The sequence below is a fragment of the Paenibacillus zeisoli genome (genome assembly GCF_003994465.1).
Taxonomy (GTDB): Bacteria; Bacillota; Bacilli; order Paenibacillales; family Paenibacillaceae; genus Fontibacillus; species Fontibacillus zeisoli.
Genome location: NZ_RZNX01000013.1, coordinates 32,226 through 47,421 on the forward strand (window position 1 = coordinate 32,226; position 15,196 = coordinate 47,421).

At 46.8% G+C, this 15,196-nt stretch carries 17 protein-coding genes and 1 other RNA gene; 8 read left to right on the forward strand and 10 right to left on the reverse strand.

Going from position 1 to position 15,196, the window contains the following annotated elements:
- Positions 1–50 precede the first annotated feature (50 nt).
- Positions 51–1,667 (forward strand): citramalate synthase, encoded by a 1,617-nt coding sequence (cimA, locus tag EJP77_RS19030; RefSeq protein WP_127200849.1) that lies wholly within the window; start codon positions 51–53, stop codon positions 1,665–1,667.
- 104 nt (positions 1,668–1,771) lie between these two features.
- Here the strand turns inward: cimA and EJP77_RS19035 are convergent, their stop codons facing one another.
- Positions 1,772–2,347 carry a TlpA family protein disulfide reductase gene (locus tag EJP77_RS19035; RefSeq protein WP_127200850.1) on the reverse strand — a complete coding sequence of 192 codons (576 nt, stop codon included), beginning with the start codon at positions 2,345–2,347 and terminating at the stop codon, positions 1,772–1,774.
- 202 nt (positions 2,348–2,549) lie between these two features.
- On the opposite strand from EJP77_RS19035, the gene EJP77_RS19040 reads away from it, so the two are divergent.
- A complete protein-coding gene (locus EJP77_RS19040) occupies positions 2,550–2,996 on the forward strand; it encodes a M67 family metallopeptidase (RefSeq protein WP_127200851.1) in 447 nt (148 codons plus the stop codon).
- Here EJP77_RS19040 and EJP77_RS19045 read toward each other — a convergent pair.
- From EJP77_RS19045 to EJP77_RS19055, 3 genes are read right to left on the reverse strand one after another with little or no spacing between them, the layout of a single operon-like run.
- Complete coding sequence (locus tag EJP77_RS19045) at positions 2,982–3,716, reverse strand: exonuclease domain-containing protein (RefSeq protein ID WP_127200852.1); 735 nt, start codon at positions 3,714–3,716, stop codon at positions 2,982–2,984. The genes EJP77_RS19040 and EJP77_RS19045 overlap by 15 nt on opposite strands.
- A complete protein-coding gene (locus tag EJP77_RS19050) occupies positions 3,713–4,789 on the reverse strand; it encodes a DUF294 nucleotidyltransferase-like domain-containing protein (protein ID WP_127200853.1) in 1,077 nt (358 codons plus the stop codon). The genes EJP77_RS19045 and EJP77_RS19050 overlap by 4 nt, the downstream gene beginning before the upstream one ends.
- A gap of 30 nt (positions 4,790–4,819) precedes the next feature.
- Positions 4,820–6,256: an ammonium transporter gene (locus EJP77_RS19055; RefSeq protein WP_127200854.1), complete on the reverse strand. Its 1,437-nt coding sequence runs from the start codon at positions 6,254–6,256 to the stop codon at positions 4,820–4,822.
- Between the two features lie 320 nt (positions 6,257–6,576).
- On the opposite strand from EJP77_RS19055, the gene EJP77_RS19060 reads away from it, so the two are divergent.
- Positions 6,577–7,008, forward strand: a complete 432-nt coding sequence (locus tag EJP77_RS19060) for a MerR family transcriptional regulator (RefSeq protein ID WP_127200855.1) — start codon at positions 6,577–6,579, stop codon at positions 7,006–7,008.
- A 23-nt stretch (positions 7,009–7,031) separates the two neighbouring features.
- Entirely contained in the window at positions 7,032–7,712 is a 681-nt protein-coding gene (locus EJP77_RS19065) for a zinc metallopeptidase (RefSeq protein WP_127200856.1), read from the forward strand.
- A gap of 51 nt (positions 7,713–7,763) precedes the next feature.
- Here EJP77_RS19065 and gltC read toward each other — a convergent pair whose 3' ends face one another.
- Positions 7,764–8,660, reverse strand: coding sequence for a glutamate biosynthesis transcriptional regulator GltC (gene gltC, locus EJP77_RS19070; RefSeq protein WP_127200857.1), 897 nt, complete (start codon positions 8,658–8,660; stop codon positions 7,764–7,766).
- Positions 8,661–8,750: 90 nt separating this feature from the next.
- A complete protein-coding gene (locus tag EJP77_RS19075) occupies positions 8,751–9,350 on the reverse strand; it encodes a rhomboid family intramembrane serine protease (protein WP_127200858.1) in 600 nt (199 codons plus the stop codon).
- Between the two features lie 104 nt (positions 9,351–9,454).
- Between EJP77_RS19075 and tpx the strand changes: the two genes are divergently transcribed.
- The gene (gene tpx, locus EJP77_RS19080) at positions 9,455–9,970 is read left to right on the forward strand and encodes a thiol peroxidase (protein WP_127200859.1); all 516 of its coding nucleotides are present in this window, start codon (positions 9,455–9,457) and stop codon (positions 9,968–9,970) included.
- 51 nt (positions 9,971–10,021) lie between these two features.
- On the opposite strand, the gene EJP77_RS19085 is transcribed toward tpx, so the two are convergent.
- The 3 genes from EJP77_RS19085 to EJP77_RS19095 all read right to left on the reverse strand — a co-directional run bounded on the left by EJP77_RS19085 (position 10,022) and on the right by EJP77_RS19095 (position 11,645).
- Positions 10,022–10,417, reverse strand: a complete 396-nt coding sequence (locus EJP77_RS19085) for a DUF1499 domain-containing protein (protein WP_127200860.1) — start codon at positions 10,415–10,417, stop codon at positions 10,022–10,024.
- Positions 10,418–10,582: 165 nt separating this feature from the next.
- A non-coding RNA gene (gene ssrS, locus EJP77_RS19090) (6S RNA) lies at positions 10,583–10,773 on the reverse strand.
- A gap of 95 nt (positions 10,774–10,868) precedes the next feature.
- The gene (locus tag EJP77_RS19095; RefSeq protein WP_127200861.1) at positions 10,869–11,645 is read right to left on the reverse strand and encodes a YesL family protein; all 777 of its coding nucleotides are present in this window, start codon (positions 11,643–11,645) and stop codon (positions 10,869–10,871) included.
- Between the two features lie 177 nt (positions 11,646–11,822).
- Between EJP77_RS19095 and EJP77_RS19100 the strand changes: the two genes are divergently transcribed.
- Positions 11,823–11,921, forward strand: coding sequence for a dihydroorotate dehydrogenase (locus EJP77_RS19100; RefSeq protein WP_127200862.1), 99 nt, complete (start codon positions 11,823–11,825; stop codon positions 11,919–11,921).
- Positions 11,922–11,993: 72 nt separating this feature from the next.
- On the opposite strand, the gene cshA is transcribed toward EJP77_RS19100, so the two are convergent.
- Positions 11,994–13,598, reverse strand: a complete 1,605-nt coding sequence (cshA, locus tag EJP77_RS19105; RefSeq protein WP_127200863.1) for a degradosome RNA helicase CshA — start codon at positions 13,596–13,598, stop codon at positions 11,994–11,996.
- Positions 13,599–13,914: 316 nt separating this feature from the next.
- On the opposite strand from cshA, the gene EJP77_RS19110 reads away from it, so the two are divergent.
- Both EJP77_RS19110 and EJP77_RS19115 read left to right on the forward strand, forming a co-directional pair.
- Positions 13,915–14,742 (forward strand): YitT family protein, encoded by an 828-nt coding sequence (locus tag EJP77_RS19110; protein WP_127200864.1) that lies wholly within the window; start codon positions 13,915–13,917, stop codon positions 14,740–14,742.
- Positions 14,743–14,909: 167 nt separating this feature from the next.
- The gene (locus tag EJP77_RS19115; protein ID WP_185897401.1) at positions 14,910–15,113 is read left to right on the forward strand and encodes a hypothetical protein; all 204 of its coding nucleotides are present in this window, start codon (positions 14,910–14,912) and stop codon (positions 15,111–15,113) included.
- Positions 15,114–15,196: the final 83 nt, after the last annotated feature.

The window sequence follows — 15,196 nt, forward strand, 5'->3', positions numbered from 1 at the left end:
ACCAAAATTACCGATATTTTTTCATGACTTTTAAAGGGGGACTCTCCACTATGTCAAAGGCCTTATCCATCTTCGACACGACCTTGCGCGACGGCACACAGGGCGAAGGAATCAGTTTGTCTGCGGACGACAAATTAAAGATCGCCACGAAGCTCGATCAGCTGGGCGTGCATTATATTGAAGGCGGCATTCCGGGGAGCAATAATAAAGATATCGAATTCTTCAAACGGGTTAAAAGCCTGGGGCTGAACGCCAAGATTGCTGCATTCGGCAGCACCCGCCGTAAAGACAGCATCGCGGATCAGGACGCGAACCTGAATCGCATCATTGAGTCCGGTGCCCAAGCAGCAACATTGGTCGGGAAATCCTGGGATTTCCATGTCCATACAGCCCTCCAGACCTCGCTTGAAGAGAATCTGGCTATGATCTATGATTCGATCGCTTATTTGAAGCAGAAAGGACTCGAAGTTATCTTTGATGCCGAGCATTTCTTCGACGGATATAAGAACAACCCGGAATACGCGCTGTCTGTCATGAAGAAAGCTGAGGAAGCCGGAGCTGACTGGCTCGTCATGTGCGACACGAATGGCGGTACCCTGCCGCATGAAGTCCACAGTATTGTATCCGTTCTCGCAGGACATGCTGCAAATTCTTCGCTGGGTATACATACCCACAATGACTGCGAATTGGCCGTAGCCAACTCGCTTAGTGCAGTTCAGGCAGGCGCTCGGCAAATCCAGGGAACGATGAACGGATATGGCGAGCGGTGCGGCAATGCGAATCTGTGCAGCATCATCCCCAATCTTCAACTTAAGATGGGTTATGAGGTGCTTACACCTGCCAAGTTGGCCCAGCTTACGAATACGGCCCGCTATGTCAGCGAGATTGCCAATGTGCATATGCCCAATAATCAGCCATACGTTGGAACCTCGGCCTTTGCTCACAAAGGCGGCATCCATGTATCAGCTATCCTCAGGGATTCCCGCACTTATGAGCATGTTGAGCCTGAGACGGTCGGGAACAAACAGCGGGTACTAGTCTCTGAGCTTGCGGGGCAGAGCAACATCCTCTCCAAAGCTCAAGATATGGGCATTGACTTTGATCCAAACAATGAGGATACCAAAGAAGTGATTAACCGGATCAAGAACCTTGAACATCAGGGCTACCAGTTCGAGGCAGCCGATGCTTCTCTTGAGCTGCTGCTCAGACAGGCCAACGGAGAATTGACAGAGTTGTTCGTGTTCGAATCTTTCAAAATGCTAGTAGAGAAGACGGCAGGCAGACCCGTTGTATCGGAAGCCTTCGTCAAAATCAACATTGGCGGCTCCAGCGTTTATACGGCTGCAGAAGGTAACGGACCTGTTAACGCACTGGACAACGCCCTGCGTAAAGCATTGGTCACTTACTTCCCGCGCCTGAACGAAATGCATCTGTCCGACTATAAAGTCCGTGTATTGGATGAAATGGATGCTACAGCTTCCAAGGTACGGGTTCTTATCGAGTCGAGAGACCTCTCAACCTCCTGGAACACAGTCGGCGTATCCGGGAACGTGATCGAAGCCAGCTGGGAAGCTCTTGTTGATAGTATTCGCTATGCTCTTCTTGGGGAGACCCAACTTGAGAACCAGGAAGTCTCATCTCAGCGAGGCGGCCTAGTGAACCATTGATTTGGGATGGGGACATCATATAAAATGTATAACTGACATCAAAGGCCCGGCTAATCCTCTCTAAGGAAAAGTCGGGCCTTCTTTACAAATCGCGTTACATTTTATTACAATTTAACCAAATCCTTTATTTTTTGTTCCAGTTGTTCTGCAGATAATGTGCCAATAATTATATCCTGAATGACACCGTTTCGGTCAATTAATACATTTGTGGGGAATGCCACCCCGTTATACTTACGATAAGCGGCTTCCTTCTCATCGAGAAGGACCGGGAAGGTCATCTTGTACTGCTGGACAAACTCCTTAGCTTTAGAAAGCTTGTCGTACATGGTAACATTTACACTATAAACATCCAGGCTCTGGCTGTACTTGTCAGCCATCCTGACGAGATCAGGCGCTTCCTCCTTGCAGGGATCACACCATGACGCCCAGAAGTTGACAAGCAGCGGCTTATCTCGTTTCCCGCCTACATGATAGGTCTTCCCGTCAAGGCCTGTTAATGTGAATGAAGGAGCTTCCGCACCCGGCTCTAGGCCGCTCTTGGCTAATGCTGTAGCACTTAGAGAGGGCTGCTGTTTGTCTGAAGAGCTGAACCAGGACAGGGTTCCATTGTCCGAATTTTGATATAGAGCCACACCGAGAAGCAGAGCAATTCCCAGCAGGATTAGGCCATTTCGTCTCATTGATCTCTTTCCTTTGCATTGGGGTATATGGTTACATATCTATTATTGTACCCTTAAAGCGCAATTTGTTACAGATATCCTATAGATAGATGGATTGAACTAAAGACTGCGTGGCCAATTTCCTTGTCAAACAGACGGTTACCAGAATCCAAACGTTCAATTCTTCAGTTCATTCCATAAAGATTCAAAAGGAGCGAATACCATGCATCTTCAATCCAAACAGCAATGTGTCATTACCCCAGAAACACGCCGCTTATTAGTCACTCATTTATACCGTGTCTTTCCTGAGGAGGGCTGCGGGGCACTGCTTGGAAGTCGTACGGAAGATGGATGGATCATTGATCATTTCCAGCCGATCCGCAACACCGCAAGCAATCCGCAGCATAAATTCACTCTGGATCCGACTGGATGGATTACTTCCAGTTTCAATCCAAGGCTGCTTGGAATATTTCATACCCATCCTACCTCATCTCCAGAGCCTTCTGCGGAGGACTTGTTACAGCTGCAGCTTTTTGGAGAAATGGTGCCGCTTTACCTGATTGCTTCGAGAACAACAATAGACGGTGAACCGGATGCCCAAATTGGCGCCTACACCGTTCACCGTCAACCTAATGGATTATTCACTTTGGAACCCCTAACCCTTGCTTAGAAAAACATATAAGTCGCCTAGAGTTAGTATATTCTTATATCTCAGTCTCGGGATAAGCGCCGCCCATAAGGCGGCGGTCATCTTGGAGTCTTCTAATGCATGATGGCGTACAGTAATCTCGATACCGTAGACATTTAACCAATCATCTAGACTTGTGATCCCCCTGCCCGGCTCGAGTTTGCCTGCGATCATCATCGTGTCCAGAACCCGGTGTCCCAGATGCGTCCTTGTCGTTCTCCAGAGCGCATTGTCAAGGAATGACTTGTCATGCGCGCTCCCGTGGGCAATAAGAACTCTGTCATCAATGAAAGTCATGAAGTCATGAAGAGAATCAACAAGCGGAGGGGCCTGGTCAGACATTTCCTGGGTAATACCGGTTAGATCGATAATTGATTTAGAAATGGGCTGAGTAGATCTGCTGAGTGCATGAAACGTCTCGTTGGTAACTCGGTCACCTTCCATTTTCACAGCCCCGAAAGATAGGATTTCATCCCCATACCGGGTGTGGAAACCTGAAGTTTCCAGATCAAATACAGCTGTCTTGAGCTCAGTTAGCGGGATATGCAGCGTCTCTGGCCTCCGCTGTCCTTTGGTGAGGGATCTGATAAAAGCAATCTGCTGAGCACTGTGGGTCCCTATCATTGATGCCGTCGACGTTGGGACTGTGCGAGTTCTCAGTGCATCCCAGAAGCCTCCGCTTTTCTTCACAGGCTCTCTCATAGACCTTTCCTTTCCGAGAACCGCAGCTGTCTCTGTAGAGTTCTGTACAGCAGTTTTACCGTACCAAGGCTCTCTCTAAGCTCCCGCAAGACATCTTTCTGTTTCATTAAGGAAGGACTCAAATATGAACTTCCTTGAAGCATGCCTTCATAGACCGAATAGGAGGTCAGGGACCTTAACTTCAGCGTGGTATGAAAAGATTGGCGGCAGGCTTCAAGCCATTGGCCAGGGATTGCTTCCAGCTGAATTAATATGCGCAGTCTCTCCATCGTAGACGTCTCTTGAATGCCATATTGAAGTGCTATACAGCGAAGTCCGTTCACGAGCGGCATGTAAAGTCCATACTTAATATCGAAGCTTCCGGCATGCTCCCCAAAAGGCTCGGTGATGACCTGCCCCAGAACGTTCAATCCTGCCTTATGCCTAACTGTCCCGCGAAGCAATGCAGCCGACAGCCGATCACCGGGTTCCATTATTTCTTGAAAGATTCTCTTCCACTCACTTACAAGCCCGCTGCTTCCTGCTATAAATCTCATATCCGAGGCAATGTTCAAATACCTCATTTGCTCCCATTGAAGCTCATCACGCCAACCCTGCAGCTGTCTCTCCCACCCACCCAAGGTGTGACGCCATACCGGGTTAGAGAGCATAACATTACCCGGACACGGCGGATAACCGACCTTTTCCAATATCTTAGATAATGTGGCGGCAAAATATTTATAGTAAATCTCGCTTCGCTCTCCCCCGCCTTCACCGATAATCAGGCCATTATCCTGATCACTCCACAGCGTCTGCTCAGCGCGTCCTCCACTGCCGAATGCAACAAAAGCATAAGGGACTGGCGGCGCGCCAATTCCCTCAGCCTCCATCACCCGCTCGGCCAGATAGGCAGAACGAATCATCACTTCATCATGCATTCGATTGACGGCACGGTTCCAATCCGGTGTAGGCAGGGTGCTAAAGCCCTCTAGCAGACGGCTTTGTTCTTTAATTCTCTCTGCCCGTAATGTACGGGGGGAGGAAGCTGCACGTATGCCCGCATAGTTATTCTCATAGGCCAGCGCTTCTGACATCTGCCCCACTCCCTCTCCCTAATAGTATCCTTATTTAATTACACTAATTGATCCAAGCTCCGATGTGCTGCGGGTTAATGCAGGCTCTTTACCTGTATCTCCTGCAATAGCTTGCATTTGCTCAGGGTAACCATACGAGCCATGTTCACTAATATCGAGGCCCATCATTTCCTCTTCCTCAGTAACCCGAATACCGATCAGCCATTTCATACCGGCCAACACCAGGAATGAAGCTACGAGTACAAAAGCGAAGGTTCCAGCTACTCCAAGAATCTGCACTCCGAGTTGATCGAATCCACCGCCATAGAACAAGCCGGGTTTGCCCACGCCAGTCGCCGCTACCAGCTCTGGTGTAGCGAATAAGCCCGTGGAGACCGCTCCCCAAACGCCGGCGATACCGTGCACCGATACTGCCGAGATGGGATCATCAAGGCCTGCACGCTCCAACCATTTTCCAGACAAGAATCCAATAATTCCTGCTACAGCACCAATCACTACCGCTGCCCATGCATCTACAAATGCACAAGATCCGGTGATAGCTACAAATGCAGCAAGTACTCCATTAAGCATACTTGGAATGTCTGACTTGCCTGCAAATACCCAGGAGATGAATAATGCTGCGATGGCTCCTGCAGCTGCTGCAATATTGGTGGTAAGAGCTACATAACCGAAGAATCCATCAGCCAGCGGTGTAAGAGCACTACCAGGATTAAAGCCGAACCACCCGATCCAAATAATAATAACACCGAGCACGGTCAACACTTGATTATGTCCTTGAATTACGTTAGGTTTACCTTCTTTGTTGTATTTACCGAGACGCGGTTTAAGCAGGAATGTCGCAGCCAGCGCCGCCGTTGCACCTGTCAAGTGGACTACTGTAGATCCCGCGTAATCTTGCATTCCCAAGCTTCCCAGCCATCCGCCGCCCCACACCCAGTGAGCCACTACAGGATAAATAAGAATCATGAACAATGTTCCGAAAATAATATATACGCTTAATTTCGCACGTTCTGCCATCCCGCCGCACGCGATAGCAAGAGAGACAGCTGCAAATGACAGCTGGAATAGGAACTTCACGTTCAAGGAGACATCCGAAGCTGCCAGAGATGCGAATGATCCTGCAGCACTATCTCCGCTGAATAGAAACCCGGTTGTTCCCCAGAAGCTGTTCCCGTTCCCGAATCCAAATGCGAAGCCTGCCGCCCAGAAGGCGATGACGGATATACCAAGAGTGAGTACGGTTTTACCGGCAACGTGACCTGCATTCTTCATCCTTACCGAGCCGGCTTCCAATAAGGCAAAGCCAGCTTGCATGAAGAATACAAGCAGGGCAGCCAAGAATACAAACATCGTATTAAGGCCGATCTCCAGTACCGGTGCTGTAACTTCATCCGCTGCAAAAGCAGATACCGGAAATGCCATAATCATAATTGCTGTAATTAAACCAACGATCCACTTCCTCTTCATCGAAGACCACTCCTTAATGTCATGTTATCTAACATGTTTTCATTTATTAATGTGATTATAAAGCTAACTATACAAAAAATACAATAAAAAATATTAAATTAGGCTAAAAAATAAGTAATGTATAACTTATCATGTTATATATGTGTTAAGTTTATCATTTTTTGCTGACTTTTTCGAAAGCGTAACGTTTGACTGTATACTTTTGAATCGTGTATTATATTTTTATACGAGGATCGTTCATTCCATCATTTTTTTGCAGAAAGAACAATCTATATAGAGGAATTGGATATGAGAATTTAGGGAGTGATTCTATTGGAGATATGAAGCTTTACCGCATAGGAGAATTGGCCAAACAGGCCAATGTGAGTGAAAGAACGATTGACTACTATACAAAGATTGGACTCATTACACCGGAGTCACGCACACTTAAGAACTACCGTCTCTATAATCATGAAACTTTGGTCCGACTTGAGCGTATTAACCAAATGAAACAGGAGAAATATACGTTGGAAGAAATACGGGCGAAGCTGGATCTGTGGAATCATATCAGCAGTGAGGAAGAGGTTACCGAGAAGCTAACCGCGCTGGAGATCCATATGCAGCAGCTTGAGCGTGAAGTCAAAGAACTGGAGCCTATTATCTCCCAGCTTCAGCCTAATCAGCTCAACCGCGCGTTTACTCATTTAATGCCTCAAAGCATGGCCTGTATAGAAGCCATCCGTATTCTGCTTAATCATGGACCATTTACCTAATTTCACGGTTGGAGGAATGAACAATGTATTTTGACGGTATGTATATTCTTATTATTATTGCTTTTATATTCTCCTTATGGGCTCAATTCCGGGTATCCGGGACCTTCAAGAAATGGGCTGAGGTTCCTAACTTACGTGGGATGACCGGCCAGGAGGCAGCCAGACACATGCTTGACTCCAACGGACTTTACGATGTTCCTGTAGAACCCGTAAGAGGATCGCTCACAGACCATTATGATCCAATCGCACGGGTTGTCCGCCTGTCTGAGCCCGTTTATTACGAAAGATCCATTTCCGCTGTATCCGTTGCCTGTCATGAGGTAGGTCACGCTATACAGCACAAAGTTCATTACCCTATGCTGGTTATTCGCCACAAAATGTTTCCGGTCGTCAACTTCGCTTCCGGATTCGCTCCAATCCTGCTTCTGGCGGGAGTTATCTTCGGATTCATGAATCTGGTCGGTCTAGGCATTATCTTCTTCTCGGCAGCGGTAGCTTTCCAGCTCGTCACTCTGCCTGTTGAATTCAATGCCAGCAACCGGGCACGCGAAGTCATGGTATCACAAGGATATATTACAAATGAAGAAGAACGCGGCGTCGCTAAGGTCCTCAACGCAGCTGCACTTACCTATGTAGCTGCCGCCCTTGTTGCTCTGCTTGAGTTGATTCGTTACATTCTTATCTTCACCAGCAATCGCGATTAACCATAGACACACAAAAGAACCTCCCTACGGGGAGGTTCTTTTGTGTATATTCTACTTGGAAGCTGACGCAAAATACTCCAGCAAAAATTTGCGGAACGACTGAGCCACAAGCGGCAGCTTGTCATCTGACCGATGGATCAGTCCAATGGTGCGCGTCACCCTCGGGTTCGAGATCCTTACTCTTGCGGGTTGCAGCAAGTTGGTCTGGAACAAGGCCATTTCAGGCAAAAGACTGACTCCCATACCCGCAGCAACCAGGCCGCGGATGGTATCCGTCTCTTCTCCCTCAAAAGCGATCTTGGGCGAGAACCCCGCCTCCAGGCAAGCTTGCCAGACAATCGGCCTAAGTGAGTAGCCCTTGCTGAACAAGATGAACTTATCCTCTTTGAGTTGACTCAGATGGATCGTCTCCTCTTGTGCGAGCGGATGACTAGGCGGTAGAATAGCTACCAGTTCTTCAGTTAGGACAAGATTGCCCACAACCTGATCATGACTCTCCGGAAATGGCGAGATGAAGGCAAGGTCTACCTCAGCCATGGTCACATCTCGTATCAGAGATGGGAACATGCCCTGTTTGAACCTGAACTTCACATTGGGATACAATTTGCGAAATTCAGCTACAATGCTGGGTATTAAGTGAATGCCGAGGCTATGCGGAAACCCCAGTCTGATTTCGCCCTGCTCTGGATCCAGAAATTCATGTACTTCATTCACAGCAAGCTCCAGGTCCTTGATGATCGCCTCAACCCTGCTGCAAAATAATTGACCCACCGCAGTCAGGTGGACATTTCTCCCCTTTTGTATAAATAAATCTACACCCAGCTCCTGTTCAAGCTGATGAATTTGCCTGCTAACTGCAGATTGAGCCACGTGCAGCTCTTCCGCCGCCTTCGTAACATGCTCCTTCTGGGCTACCTTCACAAAGTACAGCAGTTGTCTTAACTCCACTTCCCTAACCTCTCCATTCTGCTCTTTACGCAATCCACTAAATAAAACATCCTAATTCAGACTTACTCTACCACGGACTCTGAGACAGGTTCAACGACTTCTTGATAGCCGAATTAGAATCCCATAGATGAAGAACCCCGTAATCAGCCCACCCAAATGAGCCGTCCAGTTGATGTTATCTACAATGACCGAGAAAACAAGACCTACCATTAGAATAGCATAGAGCGTCTTGCGGGAGGCATCATCCATAAACTGCCTCTGAAACAAGGCAACATATAGAAACGCTCCATACACCCCATAGATCGCTCCTGATGCACCGACCGTGAGGGTGGGTTCCATTTGATAATTGTAATAGGCCATACTCAGCGCATTGGCAAGCAGACCACTCCCTACATAGAGCACGGCATATTTCCAGGAACCGAGCAGCCTTTCCATCGGAGGAGCAAATACCATAAGGGCGAAGCTGTTGAACAGGATATGATCGAAGCCATCATGCAAAAATATGGCCGTTAGATAACGCCACTTCTCATGCTCATATGACACATCATTAGTAAGCGCCCCGAATCTAAGCAGATCATTCCCATTAAAGGCCACGAGGAGGAACATAACGATATTTATCAATAAAATTAAGGAAGTCACGGGATAATAGCGCAAATAACTCTTTAAGTTCTCGTAGCGGATGAAGATCACTTATATCACCCTTTGCCTAATTAATATCCTAACATTGGACAAGCGCTTTTTAAAAAGATTATAATGTATTTTGGCATGTAAAACCAATTAAGGAGGAGATTTATTTGGCACAAGAACGTCAAACGGCTACATTCAAAGGCAATCCGATCACTTTGGTAGGTCCAGAGCTGAAAGTCGGCGATACAGCACCGGATTTCACATTGAACAAGAACCTAGTGGAGACAGCTTCTCTGCAAGATTATGCTGGCAAAATCAAGCTGATCAGTGTTGTCCCTTCACTTGATACAGGCGTATGCGACGCCCAGACCCGCCGCTTCAACCAGGAAGCTGACAGCCTGGGAGATAACGTTGTTATCCTTACAGTAAGTGCAGATCTCCCTTTCGCTCAAGCCCGCTGGTGCGGTGCCTCAGGTATTGAGGGTGTAATTACATTGTCCGACTACAAGGACAATTCCTTTGGCAAAGCTTACGGCGTATTGATCAAGGAATTCGCAATCGATTATCGCGCCATCTTCGTGGTAGATGCAGACAACAAGATACGTTATGTCGAGTATCTGAACGAGATGACCGAGCATCCGGATTATGACAAAGCCCTGGCGGCTGTCAAAGAACTGATCTAAATAAAACGGGCACAAGGAATGCTTATCCTTGGCCCGTTTTTTTGTTCACATTTATCCACCCGTAGTCTTGTATTTACTAAGTTTCTTGTCAAGCACCTCGAATATTTGAACGATATTCCGGTAATTGGATCCAAGATCCCCCATAGATCCGCGTGAAGCTGAGTAAATATCAACAGCAGCTCTCATCGGCCCTGTCTGGATTACGGATATGGTAATATCCGTCATGCGTCCGAACGGGCTGCGCTTCTCAAGCAGAATTTCCCCTACTGAAGGAACCTCATGAAGCAGCTTGTACCCTGGAATTTTCTTAATGGTAGAGGATATTTCTTCCCATGCTTTTTCTTTGGATAATTGATAATAGCGTGTTTTTAGTTCAGGCAGTTTCGCTCGATCGCTGCTTCCTTCCTGGCTTCGCAGCAGCCCTGCCAGCGTTCTCTTGAGTGACAATAGATTTCCTCCTTCAGTCCGTGCGGATCAAATCTGAAATTTGTATACGCTCTCTATAGTTTAACATTGTTAGTCAGCAAACAAAAGTCATTTGAGCACACTAGGGATCGCACAAAAAAGCACCCCTCTATTCATTCGAATAGGAGATGCTCATTTAGGAACATTAGGAATCCCGCTTATGCCGTCCGATCACATTGTCTTAGAACCTGCATTGGCAGGTGGGTGACCTCAGAAGCGTTTTTGAAGTCCCCTAATCATATAGATAGGGCTTATCAGCTGCGCTGCAATATTGATCTCCCAAGACATCTTCATTGGTTCAAAACAAAGTATAATCGAAACGCACATCGCAGGATGTATTGCTATTATAGACGCTTACATCCGAAAAGTAAACTCATCGGGCAAGCAAAATATTTGGTAATTTTCCCCGGAGTACCCTAAGCCACTTGTACAGTTATTTATCTGTCTTCACTTCTTCAGAGAGCAGTGAATCTGTCTCTTCATCCAGCTTGTCTTCTTCGGGCTGCTGCTTCTCGGCCATTTGCTGCATTTTCGTATAGGTACCGTAGAAGTTGAAGAATGCGACATAAGCCATTAAGCTTCCAAATCCAAACAGGATCAGGAAAGGAAACTTATAAGTAATCACGACTAAAGCTGCCGCACAAATTAAGGTGGAAAGCATGCGCAGCGGACGTACCATCGTTAAGAGAACCGAGTTCTTGATAATCTGCTTGATTCCCATATGATAATGTACAACCATGGAGAAAAAGTTAAACAAGGAAATAAACAGGATAAACAGGAAAATCAGCATTACATAACCGATCGTCTGCGCACCCGGGATCTGATTCATATAGACTTTATAATCCACAATCATAATCACGCAAAGCAGTGTATAGAAGATGCCCCCGAGAAGACTTTGCTTATAGTTCTCTTTATAACCTCTAAAAAACGTACGCCACACCGACACATCCGCTTCTCCCATGATCCATTTGCGCGTAACCGAGAATAACGCCGACGTAGCCGGGAACAATGTAACCGGTGCCAATACAGCCATTAACCAATAGGTCAAGGTTTCGGGCTGATTCGGCATAGTCTGAAGCAGCAAGATCTTATTAACTACGACGAAAAAGAATGGGATCGAACATAACAGCCATAATAAATTGCTTGCCGCAATTCGTGTGATCCACTCTGTAATCTTATATAATCCACCCATTACTCCTCTTGTTTCCAATCCTTCTCCCCCTCTATAAATACGAGTATCTGTAATTATTACTATACTCTATCAGTAATCCGCATTCCAGCGCCTATTTTACCTCACATGGGTTAATGTCTTTATCATGACCAAGGTTGATGCCATATGATACCTTGTAAGCCTAAACTTTTCATTATTAAAGGAGGGTACCCGACCATGTCCCAAGTAGGTGGATACAGCAACATTTTTACTTCTACTGGCACAATTCTGGTATTGTTTATTTTGCTTGTCATCGTTAGCCGTACCTTTATCTAAATATAATGGTACATGAACTAACTAAAGAAGACGAAGCGGCGAGCCGCTTCGTCTTCTTGAAGTACGAAATATTTATTCGTTATCGCTGCGTGTCGAAGGACGACGTTCGCCACCAGTAGAGCGCGGCTTACGGTCAGAATAAGAACGGGAAGAATTATCGCGCCCGCCTTCTCTGCTGCCACTGCTATATCCGCCTTTGCCACTTCCGTAGCTGCTGCTTCCATAACTGCGGTTACCGCCACCTTCACGGTTTCCACGGTAAGATCCTCCACCGTCACGACCGCCACTGCGGTTGCCATAACCACCGGATGGCTTACGTCCGTTAGAACGAATGTCCGGCTTGCGGCGTTTCACGCGGATAGGCTCTTCCGGAGTCAATTCGATGTTTCCAGTTTCTTTCTTGTCCCCAGTTACCAGCTTGATCGCTGCGGAGAGAAGATTCACGGAATCATACTGCTCTAGAAGTTGAATTGCAATACCTTTGTACTCGTTCAATTCACCATTCTCTACAAGCTCAATCAGGCGTTCAGCTGTAATCCGTTGTTTGCCTTCAATCGCTTCAGCGATACTTGGAAGCGGCTTTTTGGAAATGCGATGACGAGTTACACGCTCAATAAAGTGCAAATGATCGAGCTCACGCGGCGTTACGAAAGAGTATGCAGCGCCTTCCTTTCCGGCACGTCCCGTACGTCCAATACGGTGAACATAGCTTTCAGGGTCCTGCGGAAGGTCAAAGTTAACTACGTGTGTAACACCGGATACGTCCAGACCACGCGCAGCCACGTCAGTTGCAACCAACACATCGATGCTGCCGTCACGGAATTTGCGCATCACGGTATCACGTTGATTCTGTGACAAGTCACCGTGGAGTCCATCAGCCGAGTATCCACGCTTGGACAAGGCTTCAGCAAGCTCATCAACCCGGCGCTTCGTACGACCGAAGACGATAGCCAGCTCAGGAGATTCCATATCAAGCAGGCGTGTAAGAGCATCGAACTTCTGACGTTCATGAACTTCGATATAAGCTTGGTCGATAAGTGGAGCGCTAACTTGTTTCGGGATCACGGAGACATGTTCTGGATTCTTCAAGAATTGTTGAGCCAGCTTTTGGATATTCGTTGGCATAGTTGCAGAGAATAGCATTGTTTGGCGCTCTTCGGGGACAAGCTTCAGAATGGATTGAATATCATCCATAAAGCCCATATCGAGCATTTCATCCGCTTCATCAAGAATGACTGTCTGTACATCGTCCAGCTTGATTGTCTTGCGGTTAATGTGGTCAAGGAGACGACCCGGGGTTCCGATAATGATCTGTGGCTTCTTCTTCAAAGCGCGAATTTGGCGAACGATATCTTGACCGCCGTAAATCGGGAGAGAACGGATTCCTTTGAAGCGGGAAAGCTTGCTGATCTCCTCAGCTACCTGGATGGCCAGCTCACGAGTTGGAGCCATGATCAAAGCAACGATACGCTCTTCTTCTCTTTGAATTTTGTTGATTAGCGGGAGGCCGAAAGCAGCAGTTTTACCTGTACCTGTCTGCGCCTGTCCAATCAAGTCTCTTCCTTCCATTGCAAATGGAATGGATTTTGCTTGAATCGGGGTTGCCTCTTCGAAGCCAAGCTCCGTAATCGCTTGTAAAACCTTTGGCTCAAGGCCGAATTCTGTAAATGTACTCAAATTTATTCATGCTCCTTCTATATGGTGGATATGGTGGACAAATCCACAATCTTGACGTTATTCTTAAGTAGCGGTAAACGTTTATTAGGCTGTCCCATCCTGCAAAAATGTTTCATTACAGGGGGTAGGGTAAAGCTGGAAAATAAACCTTGGGTTATCTAAACTTTACCGTTTCTTTTGAACCATGTAACAGTAACACATATATTCATTCAAATGGAAATCCATCCCTACTCAAGAATATCTCAAACATTATAGCACAAAACATTCTTGAAACACCAGTTACATACCAAGAACCCATTTACGCGAGGTGAAACCTTTGTACAAACTTGTTAGTCGCAGCCTGGCGGTTATCTTCGGAGCTGTTCTTATTGCCGCCGGTTTCAATCTCTTCTTGATTCCTCACAAGCTCCTGAGCGGCGGGGTGTCCGGTCTATCCATGCTGACAGGATACTTCACCAGCTTCAGCATCAGTACGATGTATCTGGTGTATAATATTCCGTTACTGATTGCAGGTCTGTTCCTGCTAGGTAAAAGATTCATCGGTCTCAGCATTCTTTCGGTTGTCACAACAACCTGGTTCATCGCCTTGATCCCGGTACCTGCCAAAATGCTAGCCCAAGACGCTCTACTTGCCTCCGTATTCGGAGGGGTTCTTGTAGGCCTTGGCGCAGGAATCTCCTTCAGGGCAGGAGGCTCGTCCGGCGGGTTCGATATTCTGGGCTCCATTGTCACCAAGTATCGCGACTTTCCTGTCGGGAGTGTCCTCGTCGTCCTGAACACCTTGGTCGTTCTGGCGATGGGGTACTTAAATGGAGAATGGAACCTGGCCCTGGCTTCCATGGTGTCCATTTATTTAAGCGGCAAGGTCGTCGATTATATTCACATCAGCCACGTTAAAGTCACACTATTCATCATTACGAACCAGACAGATGCCATGCTTGAGAAGCTGCTGGGTCTGCCACGTGGGGTAACGCTGATCAAAACCGAGGGAGCCTTCTCCCATAAGGAAAAAGACATGCTCATGACCGTTACTACCAAGTACGAACTGGCTGAGCTTAGAGAGATTATCAAATCAACTGACCCTGCGGCCTTCGTCAATATTGTCGAAACGGTTGGCGTCATGGGTTCGTTCCGACGTAGTTAATTACCTCTGGTGCACCTCCAGGGGTAATATGTTATGATATTGAAGCACGGATCTTTGCCAAATTCATGATTTTTATGCAGAATGGAGCTTTACCCTTTATCTTCACAGGTTAATAGCTTTTCCGGTACGATGAATGATTCTTTAAATGAATGATTCCGGAGGAAAGGATGATTATTGTGGATATGGAAACGGTAAAACTTTCTCAAATCGTCATGAAATGGTTCCCCGATATGATGCCATTCTTCAATACCGAGGAGTTGAATTCCAGAATTCTGCTTCGGGATGGCTTTACTGTTCTGGAACCCGAGGATGCATTAGAGATTATTCACTACAGCATTTGCGAACACCAAAGTTCCGCGCTTTTACATTAATCAAGAACACCTTAAGCCGCTTCTTGTCTAAGAAGCGGCTTATAGTTTTTATATAGACATTTGTTAAATTTCTGAAATTACTA